Genomic DNA, 12,164 nt, shown 5'->3' with positions numbered 1-12,164 from the left:
AGTAAAACAAAATAGCAAAATAAGCACAATATTCCTTGAATTCATTATATAATAGGGGCAGTGGGAACATGGGAGGGGTTTCATGTCCAAACAAATTCATGATAAAGAACAGACAAATCAATTTGTGGCCCATTACCGTAGAGAAGACGGCACCATTCAGGATGTGTGGTCTCACCTGGCAAATGTGAGTGACCGCGCCGCCGCCAATGCGTCAAAAATCAGTCTCCAGGAACCCGCTTCCCTGTGTGGTCTCGTCCATGATCTGGGAAAGGCAAGCCAGGCCTTTAATGATTATATCCGGTCGGCCGAAGGATTGCCTACAACTTCCGGCACGCAGCAACGCATGGGCAGAGGAAGCATCGACCACTCAACGGCAGGAGCCCAGTGGTTATATCAGCATTTGAAAGCAATGCCAGGCAATGTACTCTCCCGACAGCTGCTGCCGCTGATCACAGCTTCACATCACTCGGAACTCATCGACTGCCTTGCGCCAGATGGGGAGAATCGATTTCTGGAGCGCATGGATAAAGACAAATTGCGAACACATTATGACGAAGTGATGACCAATTTGCCTGATGATTTCAAAGAAAAAATGTATCAAAAAGCATCCGATCCAGAACTGGAACAGTCTCTTCACATCGTGATCAAAGAAATGTTGGAATCGGAAGATGATCCGACCGGGAGAGCTTTTAAACTGGGATTGCTGACACGCATGCTCTTCTCAACCCTGCTGGATGCCGATCGGGTGGATACCATCGACCATCAAAATCCCACGGTGGCACTGGAGCGACCAGATGGGCAGTATATTTCATGGACAACCTTAGTGCAACGACTTGAAGAAACGCTGAGTCGCTTTTCAGTCACCAACGACATTGACAGGTATCGGCAGCAAGTCTCAGAACGATGCCGGGAAATGGCAAACCAGAAGCCAGGCGTTTTTCGCCTGACAGTCCCCACTGGGGGAGGCAAAACATTGGCAAGCCTCCGGTTTGCCCTTCATCATGCGCACCAGTATCAGATGGATCGCATCATCTATGTGGTTCCCTATACAGCCATCATCGATCAGAATGCCCGCACCATCAGAAACATACTGGAAACAGAGGCGGGAGATCCGGCAATTGTCATGGAGCATCATTCCAACCTGGATCCTCTTAGGGAAGTACCTGAAAATGACCATTTCTGGACACAGAACTGGGATGCCCCCGTGGTGCTCACCACCATGGTCCAATTTCTTGAATCTTTTTTTGGATCAGGCACCGGCCCGGTTCGACGTCTCCATCAAATGACCAGAGCGGTGATCATTTTCGATGAAATTCAGTCACTGCCTGTTCGATGCACCCATATGGTGAACTTGGCTATGCGGTTTCTGGTAAAGGCGTGTCATAGTACGGTTGTTCTATGTACCGCTACCCAGCCGCTGTTGGAAGCGGTGCAACCTGCTTCAAGAGCTCTTTCTTCCAAGGCCATTTCTGAAATCACTCCCGATGTGAAAGCTCTCTTTCAGCAGTTCAAGCGGGTAAAGGTGAATGACGAAAACCATGGGAATCACTGGTCACACGAAGAGTTGGCAGAAAAAATCATGACTGCTGCTGAAATAACCGCTTCAGTTCTGGCGATTCTTAATACCAAGAAAGATGCCGCCTTGGTGTACGATGCCGTGGACGATATTCGAAATAAAACAGGAAGCGAAACAAAAGTCTTTCATCTGAGTACCCATATGTGCCCTGCCCACCGCCGGCAGATTCTGGAGGATGTCAATCAATGCCTCAATGAGAAAAAATCGGTGATCTGTATCAGTACACAGCTGATAGAGGCCGGCGTAGACATTGATTTCACCACTGTTTTTAGGGCACTGGCAGGGCTTGATTCCATTCAGCAGGCGGCGGGGCGGTGCAATCGCCATGGGAAAATTCCCCAGGGTCAATTGTTTCTTTTTCAGCTCCAAAATGAGAATCTCAGCAGATTGACAGATATACGCGAGGGAAAAGAAGTGACGTTGCGCCTGTTGAATGAATTTCACAACAGCCCGGCTGATTTTGATGAGGATCTTTTGAGCGCAAAGGCCATGAATCGTTACTATGAGTACTACTTTTATCAGCGTCAACATGAAATGAGTTACCCCCTTCCCCGCTCTGCAGGCGTGGGGAATGACAGCTGTCTTTTCGAGTTGCTGTCAGTTAATCCCCAGGCTGTTGCCGCCCATCAACGCATCAATGGACAGAGTCCTGACATGATGCTGCGCCAGTCTTTCCAGACAGCGGCTAAGGCTTTTCAGGCCATCGATAAAAGCACACAGGGTGTCATCGTGCCCTATGGAGAGGAGGGGGAGAGAATCATCAAGTCGCTATGTGGATTAAGCCCCTGGGACAGTCCTGGAGAACTTCTGAAGCTGTCACAGCAATACGCCGTGAATTGTTATGCCCATGAGCTCAATCGTCTTGTGGCCGAAGGGGCCCTTCATGAAACAACCCAGGGATCAGGCATCTATTACCTCAATGGCCGGCACTATTCTCGAGAGAAAGGACTTCAGCTGCAGGGTGAGCTTCAAACCATGGATACCATGACATTCTGATGAGGAACCAATCCAAAGGGGGGAGAAAATGCAAAATGCAAACACAGTTGCGTTCACCGTTTACGGCAGGTACGCCCTTTTTTCTGACCCGCTAACACGCGTGGGCGGGGAAAAATCATCGTACCAAATACCCACCTACCAAGCGCTGAAGGGCATTCTGGAATCCATCTACTGGAAACCCACCATCGTCTGGGTGATTGACCGGGTGCGGGTGATGAAAGCCATACGAACAGAGAGCAAAAATGTGAAGCCATTGAAGTACAGTGGTGGCAATGATTTATCCATCTATACTTATTTGCGTGACGTGGCGTATCAGGTGGAGGCTCATTTCGTGTGGAATGAAAACAGGCCGGATCTAAGCCATGACAGAAATGAGAATAAGCATTACTTTATGGCCCGTCGTATGATTGAAAGAGGTGGGAGGCGGGATGTTTTTCTGGGTACCCGGGAATGCCAGGCCTATGTGGAGCCCTGCACTTTTGGAGACGGCGAAGGGTTTTATGATCAATACGATCAGTTAAGCTTCGGGCTTATGTTCCATGGCTTTGACTACCCTAGCGAAACGGGTCAGGAAACCCTGGTTTCACGCTTCTGGACACCACACATGAAGCAGGGTATTGTGGATTTCATCACTCCGGACGCCTGCGATATTCGAAAAAATGTTCGGCCCATGACGCTTGAAAGCATCCAGGCGATCCCACTGGAAGACGACCTGTCTTTGGCAGATGTATGGCAGGAGGAGTGGCAATGAGTTGGATTCAAAAGCTATACGAAACCTATGAAGAAAACAAACAACTGGCAGGAGTCATCAGGGGTGAAGATGCACCGGTACTGCTTCCCATCTGCCACACCACTCAAAAAGCACAAATTACCGTGGTGATTGATGGCGAAGGCAACTTTCTTAGAGCTTCCGTTATCCCGGCTGCCGACAGTCAGACCATCATCCCCTGCACCGAAAGTTCAGGTTCCCGGGCAGGCGTCAAACCCGTCAACCATCCTTTATGTGACAAACTGCAATACGTGGCCGGTGATTTCAGTCTTCATGGAGGAAAAGTGACTTCTGGCTTTAAGAAAAATCCCGGCGAACCGTACGAACTCTACTGCCAGGATCTGAAGCAATGGGTCGAATCACCGGCAACACATGAAAAAGTGGCAGCCATTTACCACTATGTCAAAAAAAGGACGCTGGTGTCAGACCTCATTAGCAGTCAATGCCTCTGGACAGATGAAGATGGCCAGCTGCTGGTAGAGTGGCCCAAAGATGACAAGGACAACATGCCGGAAATTTTTCGTGTGTTAAGTCCGACAGCAGTCCAAAGTGATGCTTTTGTACGTTGGGTTGTTGAAATTCCAGGCAACCCCCAGCGGGAAGTGTGGACAGACATCACTCTCTATGATGCCTGGATCAGCTACTATATATCCATGCAATCCTTTAAAGGACTCTGCTACGTGACAGGGCAGGCCAGTGAACTGGCTTTGAGTCACCCTGCCAAACTTCGCAATCAAGGAGACAAGGCAAAGCTGATATCATCCAATGATATCCGTGGATATACATTCAGGGGAAGATTTCATGACGGCCAGCAAACAGCAGGGGTTTCTTTTGAAGTCACTCAAAAAGCACACAATGCCTTGCGATGGCTCATTGACAGGCAGGGTGTACGTAACGGAAGCTTGGCGCTGGTCACCTGGGCACAAAAAGGGGAGGTGGTTCCCGATCCTATGGCTGATTATTTTGGCCTTTCATCAAGAGGAGATGTAAGTGACGACGGTGGACAGCGCACGGCGTATACGGCCGAGGAATTTTTTGAAGCGTTGAAAAAGTGTCTCTATGGGTACCGGAAAAGGCTGGCGCATACCAAAGAGGTCATGATCATCATGCTGGATGCAGCCACCACGGGCCGGTTATCCATTCGATTGTATCGGGAACTGGTGCCGGAAGATTTTATCCAGCGCATTGAAAACTGGCATCGGACGGCGGCCTGGGTACATACGTATCGAAACCCCAAATGGTCCAAAGAGGTAAAAGAGAGTGCACCCAAGCGGTATGTGTCAGCGCCCAGCCCGTTTGACATAGCTGAAGCCGCCTATGGGAGAAGGCTGGATGAAACCCTGCAGAATAAGACGGTGGAGCGGGTACTCAGATGTCAGTTGGATGGAGTGCCCCTGCCCCTTGACCTGGTGGAAACAACCCTGCGCCGGGCAAGCAGCCCCCTGGGGATGGAAAGATGGGAATGGGAGAAGACACTGACCATTGCCTGCGCCATGTATCGCAAACATTGTGAAAGGGAGGGATATGCATTGGCACTGGAAGAAAACAGGAAGACAAGGGATTACCTTTACGGCAGATTACTGGCACTGGCAGACAATCTGGAAGAGTGGGCGTTGAAAGAAGGCGGCGAACAGCGACAAACCAATGCCTTGAGACTCATGCAGCGCTTCTCCGAAAGGCCGTTTTCAACCTGGCGCAGCATTGAGCTGTCGCTGCATCCCTATAAAGCCCGCCTTGGGGCAAAGGGAAAGGGACTCATCAACCGCATGACAGAAGTGATGGCGTTGTTTGATGCAGATGACTTTATTTCAGATAAAAAATTGACGGGTGAGTTTTTACTTGGTTATCACTGCCAAAAGCGAGCACTCTGGAAAAATACAGAAGAACAGCAACAGCAGGATGAACCACAGGGTCAATCACAGGATCAACCAATTGAAGGAACTGAAGGGGGAGAATAAGAATGGCAGTGATTCAAAACAAAATCGACTTTGCAGCAGTGATCATGGTGAAAAACGCAAATCCCAACGGAGACCCATTGAACGGCAATCGACCCCGGGTGACCTATGATGGCCTGGGAGAAATTTCGGATGTTTGCCTGAAACGCAAGATCAGAAACCGGTTATTGGAGAAAGGTCAGGGGATTTTTGTCCAGTCCGACGACTATAAATTCGACGAGTATCCCAGTCTTTACAGCAGGGCTACCGGTGAACTGCCGAAAGAAGCGTTTAAAGACAAAGCGCTGCTGAGAAAACTTTCCTGCGAAAAGTGGTATGATGTCCGTGCTTTTGGCCAGCTCTTTGCTTTTAAAGGGTCTGAAGCCAAAGGCGTATCAGAAGGGATCAGAGGCCCTGTCTCCATTCATCCGGCCTTTAGTGTGCTGCCTGTCAACGCATCCACGGTTCAGATTACCAAGAGTGTCAGCAGTGAAGGGGATGGAAGCAAAAGAGGATCTGACACCATGGGTATGAAACACCGCGTCGACCATGGGGCGTATGTTTTCTATGGCAGCATTAATCCCCAGCTGGCCACCAGAACAGGTTTTTCTCAGGAAGATGCACTGCTGATGAAAGAGGCGTTAATCCATCTTTTTGACAACGATGCATCTTCGGCCAGACCAGAGGGCAGCATGGAGCTCTATAAGCTGATTTGGTGGGAGCACGGTAACCCCACCGGTCAATATTCTTCCGCCAAAGTGCACCGCACGCTGAAGGTGTCGTTGAAAGAAGGCATTACCGAACCAAAAGACATTGACGACTATGTCATTCAAGTAGAACCAATGGAAGGCCTCGTACCGGAAATACTTGACGGGAATTGAGTCCATGGGTTATGTCACACAAGAAGAATACCTGATGCTCAGCGGTATTCAGCACTTCGCCTTTTGTCCCCGGCAGTGGGCGCTGATTCACCTGGAAAATGTCTGGCAAGATAATGTGCTGACTTACAGTGGTCAAAAACTGCACCAACAGGCCGATGATCCTTCTTATCAGGAAACCAGACAGCATATCTACGTCTCCCGGGCGGTTCCTGTTCGATCAGACAGACTAAAGCTTTATGGCACGGCAGATGTGGTGGAGTACCATAGGGGTGAGAAGGGGGTCGTGCTGAAAGGAAAAACCGGTTTATGGCAACCATTGCCCGTGGAATACAAACATGGACAGAAAAAGATCAACGACTGGGACCGACTTCAGTTGTGTGCGCAGGGAATGTGCCTGGAAGAAACATTTAACATACCGGTAGCTGAAGGGCATCTCTTTTATGGAAAAACAAGACGACGGGAAATGGTGACGTTAAGTTCACTTCTTAGACAAAAAACCATTGAAACCGCCAATGCCATGTATGATTGCTTTGAAAAAGGACGGTTGCCTGCTCCCGAGTACAAAAAAGCCTGCGACAACTGCAGCCTGTATCAACATTGCATGCCGAAGCTGGCGAAACGTCAGTCGGTGGCGAAATACCTCCAAACACTGATGGATTAAAGACGCAAAGATGGATTAAGGGGACAAAAGGCAGGTGAGAAGATGCGAAAATTGCTAAACACCCTTTATGTGACTTCCTCTGATGCCCATCTTGGCAAAGAGGGGGAAAATGTCGTCATTCGAGTGGATGATGAGATCCGGTTCCGGGTTCCCATCCATAATCTTGAAAGCATTGTGACCATGGGTTATACCGGGGCCAGTCCGGCGCTCATGAATCTGTGTGCTGAAAGAGGTGTGTCGCTGGCCTTTCACACCACTAATGCCCGGCTGTTGGCCCGGGTGACTCCTGCTGGCAAGGGAAACGTCCTGTTGCGAAAAAGACAATACGAGATGCACGACAGTGAAGATGACAGTGTGGCGATCAGCAAAAGCGTGATTGTTGGGAAATTGACCAATGCAAGAGCTGTTCTGAATCGGTTTACCCGTGATTACAAATCAGATCCAGGCGTACCCTCAGTGGAATCAACTGCCAACCACCTGAAACTATTGATGCCAAAAGTTCTCAACGCAACATCGTTGGACGAGCTTCGGGGAATAGAGGGTGACGGGGCGCGACAGTACTTTAGTGTTTTTCGTCATCTGATCCTTCAACAGAAGCAGGACTTTTCTTTTGAAGGCAGAAGTCGGCGGCCACCCATGGACAGAGTCAACGCCCTATTATCATTCCTCTACAGCATGTTGACACATGACTGTGCGTCTGCCCTTGAAACCGTCGGTTTAGACTCGCAAGTTGGATTTCTGCATCGTCTGCGCCCAGGCAGAGCCAGCCTGGCCCTGGACATCATGGAAGAGCTGAGGCCTTACATGGCCGATCGGCTGGCACTGTCTCTGATCAACAACAGGCTGGTATCCCCGAAGGATTTTATTGAAAAAGAAACAGGTGCTTTTCTCCTGAAAGAAGATTCTCGAAAAACAGTGATTGATGCCTGGCAAAAAAGAAAGCAACAACAGGTGCACCATCCATATATGCAGGAAAAAGTTGAAATTGGGCTATTGCCCTACTGCCAGGCACTTTTAATGGCCCGTTGCATCAGAGGAGATTTAGACCTCTATCCACCCTATCGGATGAGTTAGGATGATCAGTCATGATGGTATTAGTGACCTATGATGTTAACACAGAAGATGCAGCAGGTAGAAAGCGGCTGAGGATGGTGGCGAAAACGTGCGTTAACTATGGCCAACGGGTCCAGAATTCTGTTTTCGAATGCCTTCTGGATCCAACAGAATTTGCAAAGTTTAAAGACATATTGGAAAGTGAAATCGATCCTGAAAAAGACAGTCTACGCTACTACTTTTTGGGTAAAAACTGGAAAAACAGGGTGGAGCATGTTGGTGCCAAGGAATCCTATGATCCAGAAGGAACCATGATTTTTTGACGTTGCGAACCTCAAGCGCCCACCTATTTCCTGGTTTATCCGCACAGCTTGCCACTGCTGCATGATAACGAAAAACAACCGTAATATAGAGTATTATGACATCGAAGAAAAGCAGTTCGCAGAAAATTACTGTAGAATCATTGAAAATGCTTAGTCAGAGAAGAATACTGTCGCTCCCCGTGCGGGAGCGTGGATTGAAACTTCGATTGGAGGTGATCCCATGCGTGGGCACATAAGTCGCTCCCCGTGCGGGAGCGTGGATTGAAACTATGGTACTGGCTGCCCTTGGTACCGGATCACCTGTCGCTCCCCGTGCGGGAGCGTGGATTGAAACTGTATCTGTAAAACGTACTCTCTGATATGTGCATGTCGCTCCCCGTGCGGGAGCGTGGATTGAAACACAACCATTCCAAAGAAACAGCACATATGCTGATGTCGCTCCCCGTGCGGGAGCGTGGATTGAAACATCAGCACCCTCGATCAGTTTTATATTTCCCTGACGTCGCTCCCCGTGCGGGAGCGTGGATTGAAACCAGCGTGGAGCAGATGGGAGGCGTATCGATAAACGTCGCTCCCCGTGCGGGAGCGTGGATTGAAACAGGATAATTTTCTCGATTGTCGGTGTACGTCTGTCGTCGCTCCCCGTGCGGGAGCGTGGATTGAAACTCAAATCTATTCTCCTTTCAGTTCTACGCCACATAGTCGCTCCCCGTGCGGGAGCGTGGATTGAAACTTACGGTATTGCAAGTGAAAATACCACTTGCATGAGTCGCTCCCCGTGCGGGAGCGTGGATTGAAACCTCTGGAGCCCAATCCTGACAAACTGTTCGCCTTGTCGCTCCCCGTGCGGGAGCGTGGATTGAAACCATGGTGAAGTGAAGGTACAGGATGCGTTTTTCCGTCGCTCCCCGTGCGGGAGCGTGGATTGAAACCTGGGCAGTAAGCACAACGGGACGGCCCAGCAGGGTCGCTCCCCGTGCGGGAGCGTGGATTGAAACCAGCGAAATGTCCTGGATGCCCGGAACAGCACAAGTCGCTCCCCGTGCGGGAGCGTGGATTGAAACCTGTCCGGTACCAATAGCTGTGTCAATTGACCTTTGTCGCTCCCCGTGCGGGAGCGTGGATTGAAACCTGAGAGAAAATGGATTGTTTCGATTTCTCAACAGGTCGCTCCCCGTGCGGGAGCGTGGATTGAAACAAGATTATTATTTCGGACCCATCGAAGAAGACTCGTCGCTCCCCGTGCGGGAGCGTGGATTGAAACTGATCTTGATCCGCTTTCTGGCTTACATGTGCCTTGTCGCTCCCCGTGCGGGAGCGTGGATTGAAACACCTTCCCCGGACACCTCGGAAACATGCATGTCAGGTCGCTCCCCGTGCGGGAGCGTGGATTGAAACCATTTGCTTTGCAGTGTTGGCACTCGTTGTGATCGTCGCTCCCCGTGCGGGAGCGTGGATTGAAACACCTTTGAGGACCTGGAAAAAGCCTACTGGCAGAAAGTCGCTCCCCGTGCGGGAGCGTGGATTGAAACTCCATCCGGGAGATGGCCCACTACCTGCGCCCGGAGTCGCTCCCCGTGCGGGAGCGTGGATTGAAACAGCCCACCTGTGATGGTGCAAGCCTGAAAATTAAGTCGCTCCCCGTGCGGGAGCGTGGATTGAAACTGTTTTTTGCATGCCATGTCGCAAGACGAAGAACTTGTCGCTCCCCGTGCGGGAGCGTGGATTGAAACGGTATGTCGAACACGAAATGTACTGCTATCAGCAGTCGCTCCCCGTGCGGGAGCGTGGATTGAAACACCTGTGGCCAGTGGCATCAACACGACAGGCGGTGGGTCGCTCCCCGTGCGGGAGCGTGGATTGAAACTATAAAAAGCTGATTGATCTGTATGACTACCTTGGTCGCTCCCCGTGCGGGAGCGTGGATTGAAACTTCTGCGCCATCCCCGGCCTCGATCCCCGTCTTGAGTCGCTCCCCGTGCGGGAGCGTGGATTGAAACTGCTCTCGGTGGGAATAGAATTGCGGCAGCTGTCGTCGCTCCCCGTGCGGGAGCGTGGATTGAAACTTCTGCCTTGAGCTTGGCAAGGGTATTGATCATAGGTCGCTCCCCGTGCGGGAGCGTGGATTGAAACCAGTCTGCAAATCCATGCTTGACCTTGGCCCGCAGGTCGCTCCCCGTGCGGGAGCGTGGATTGAAACCCCGCTGCACCGACTTGATGGACGCACCACCCACAGTCGCTCCCCGTGCGGGAGCGTGGATTGAAACTATAAAAAGCTGATTGATCTGTACGACTATCTTGGTCGCTCCCCGTGCGGGAGCGTGGATTGAAACAAAGGCCATTAAAGAGTTTGTGTGGTTTTTCTCCGTCGCTCCCCGTGCGGGAGCGTGGATTGAAACATCCCTACGTCAACTCAAAAGGCGAATTTGACTAGTCGCTCCCCGTGCGGGAGCGTGGATTGAAACACCGAACAGATAAGCGTCAGACTCTTTCAATGCTGTCGCTCCCCGTGCGGGAGCGTGGATTGAAACGTGGAGATTGGCTCTCTTTTCTCGGTGGTATCCGGTCGCTCCCCGTGCGGGAGCGTGGATTGAAACTGCCGATGGCTGCTTCTATGCCTGTTGATGCACCGGTCGCTCCCCGTGCGGGAGCGTGGATTGAAACCTGCCATATCCCCGGCTTGATGATGATGGTCGCTTGTCGCTCCCCGTGCGGGAGCGTGGATTGAAACGCACAGGTCGACACCTGGTTTGATGCAGTGCCAGGGTCGCTCCCCGTGCGGGAGCGTGGATTGAAACTGTATCCAAGGTATCCGAGCATAATTCCAGACACGTCGCTCCCCGTGCGGGAGCGTGGATTGAAACGCCACAGAATCCACGTCCAGATTGACGGTGATTGTGTCGCTCCCCGTGCGGGAGCGTGGATTGAAACGTCAGGATACACACCTTCCACCACTGCTCCTGCCGTCGCTCCCCGTGCGGGAGCGTGGATTGAAACCCAGGGGGAATTTTGCTCCTGCGACTCCATGCCAGTCGCTCCCCGTGCGGGAGCGTGGATTGAAACATCGTTTTCATCTCCTCCTTGATACACCCTCACGGGTCGCTCCCCGTGCGGGAGCGTGGATTGAAACTCCGTGGTGGTCACCACAGCACAGCTGTCATCATGTCGCTCCCCGTGCGGGAGCGTGGATTGAAACGGCAGCCCGAAACCCTTTTTAAAGCTGCTGGCCAGGTCGCTCCCCGTGCGGGAGCGTGGATTGAAACAATTTCCTCGACCAGCTGGAAGGCACAGATGGCCGTCGCTCCCCGTGCGGGAGCGTGGATTGAAACGTTGATCCGCTGCCTGTCAGCAAGCGTTGCAATGGTCGCTCCCCGTGCGGGAGCGTGGATTGAAACGATGACGATTTCATTGATTCCCAGCTTTAAATCAGTCGCTCCCCGTGCGGGAGCGTGGATTGAAACGACAGGTGGAAATATGTACTACTTTGGGCCTCTTGTCGCTCCCCGTGCGGGAGCGTGGATTGAAACCCTGGAGGGGGAGTTGAGCAGGAAAACCCCCAGGGTCGCTCCCCGTGCGGGAGCGTGGATTGAAACATCCAGCACGGCTTCCATGAGTGGCAGCCCCCCAGTCGCTCCCCGTGCGGGAGCGTGGATTGAAACTCCCAAATAGTTGGGAGAAGTGGAAGTAGTAATGGTCGCTCCCCGTGCGGGAGCGTGGATTGAAACGTGAGCAAAGCATGGGTGTTGGTGAAGAGGGTGGAGTCGCTCCCCGTGCGGGAGCGTGGATTGAAACAAGCGTATCCGACTGCACCCTCATGAAGTAGCAGCGTCGCTCCCCGTGCGGGAGCGTGGATTGAAACCTGAAACGAAAAGCAGGTGATGTTAGAATGAAAATAGGACATGTTGAATTGAGACTTTCCGATGTCAAAGATATAATGAAATGACAAAGGAGACGATACAAATGGGATCAAG

At 51.5% G+C, this 12,164-nt stretch carries 7 protein-coding genes and 1 CRISPR repeat array; all 7 genes read left to right on the top strand.

Annotation, left to right across the window (positions count from 1 at the left end; all coding sequences use genetic code 11):
• The first annotated feature begins 82 nt into the window (after nt 1-82).
• The 7 genes from cas3 to cas2 are packed head-to-tail and all read left to right on the top strand — an operon-like array spanning nt 83 to nt 8,193.
• Nucleotides 83-2,572: a CRISPR-associated helicase Cas3' gene (gene cas3 / locus QOL74_RS13690; RefSeq protein ID WP_283410061.1), complete on the top strand. Its 2,490-nt coding sequence runs from the start codon at nt 83-85 to the stop codon at nt 2,570-2,572.
• A gap of 28 nt (nt 2,573-2,600) precedes the next feature.
• Nucleotides 2,601-3,323 carry a type I-C CRISPR-associated protein Cas5c gene (gene cas5c, locus QOL74_RS13685; protein WP_283410060.1) on the top strand — a complete coding sequence of 241 codons (723 nt, stop codon included), beginning with the start codon at nt 2,601-2,603 and terminating at the stop codon, nt 3,321-3,323.
• Nucleotides 3,320-5,299: a type I-C CRISPR-associated protein Cas8c/Csd1 gene (cas8c, locus tag QOL74_RS13680; RefSeq protein WP_283410059.1), complete on the top strand. Its 1,980-nt coding sequence runs from the start codon at nt 3,320-3,322 to the stop codon at nt 5,297-5,299. The genes cas5c and cas8c overlap by 4 nt, the downstream gene beginning before the upstream one ends.
• Nucleotides 5,300-5,301: 2 nt before the next feature.
• Nucleotides 5,302-6,156, top strand: a complete 855-nt coding sequence (gene cas7c / locus QOL74_RS13675; RefSeq protein ID WP_283410058.1) for a type I-C CRISPR-associated protein Cas7/Csd2 — start codon at nt 5,302-5,304, stop codon at nt 6,154-6,156.
• A gap of 4 nt (nt 6,157-6,160) precedes the next feature.
• On the top strand, nt 6,161-6,817 hold the full coding sequence (gene cas4, locus QOL74_RS13670) for a CRISPR-associated protein Cas4 (protein ID WP_283410057.1): 657 nt from the start codon (nt 6,161-6,163) through the stop codon (nt 6,815-6,817).
• A 42-nt stretch (nt 6,818-6,859) separates the two neighbouring features.
• Nucleotides 6,860-7,891, top strand: a complete 1,032-nt coding sequence (gene cas1c, locus QOL74_RS13665) for a type I-C CRISPR-associated endonuclease Cas1c (protein WP_283410056.1) — start codon at nt 6,860-6,862, stop codon at nt 7,889-7,891.
• A gap of 11 nt (nt 7,892-7,902) precedes the next feature.
• On the top strand, nt 7,903-8,193 hold the full coding sequence (cas2, locus tag QOL74_RS13660) for a CRISPR-associated endonuclease Cas2 (RefSeq protein ID WP_283410055.1): 291 nt from the start codon (nt 7,903-7,905) through the stop codon (nt 8,191-8,193).
• A gap of 169 nt (nt 8,194-8,362) precedes the next feature.
• Nucleotides 8,363-12,052: direct repeats of the CRISPR family, unit length 32 nt; unit sequence GTCGCTCCCCGTGCGGGAGCGTGGATTGAAAC.
• Nucleotides 12,053-12,164 lie beyond the last annotated feature (112 nt).

The sequence above is a fragment of the Anoxynatronum buryatiense genome (assembly GCF_900182905.1).
GTDB classification, from domain to species: Bacteria; Bacillota; Clostridia; order Peptostreptococcales; family Tindalliaceae; genus Anoxynatronum; species Anoxynatronum buryatiense.
This window is presented reverse-complemented; position numbering and strand designations above follow the sequence as displayed.

Bases quoted from the DNA above. Each gene is read 5' to 3' on its own strand.
- cas3 (WP_283410061.1), top strand. From the start codon at position 83: ATGTCCAAACAAATTCATGATAAAGAACAGACAAATCAATTTGTGGCC.
- cas4 (WP_283410057.1), top strand. From the start codon at position 6,161: ATGGGTTATGTCACACAAGAAGAATACCTGATGCTCAGCGGTATTCAG.
- cas1c (WP_283410056.1), top strand. From the start codon at position 6,860: ATGCGAAAATTGCTAAACACCCTTTATGTGACTTCCTCTGATGCCCAT.
- cas8c (WP_283410059.1), top strand. From the start codon at position 3,320: ATGAGTTGGATTCAAAAGCTATACGAAACCTATGAAGAAAACAAACAA.
- cas2 (WP_283410055.1), top strand. From the start codon at position 7,903: ATGATGGTATTAGTGACCTATGATGTTAACACAGAAGATGCAGCAGGT.
- cas7c (WP_283410058.1), top strand. From the start codon at position 5,302: ATGGCAGTGATTCAAAACAAAATCGACTTTGCAGCAGTGATCATGGTG.
- cas5c (WP_283410060.1), top strand. From the start codon at position 2,601: ATGCAAAATGCAAACACAGTTGCGTTCACCGTTTACGGCAGGTACGCC.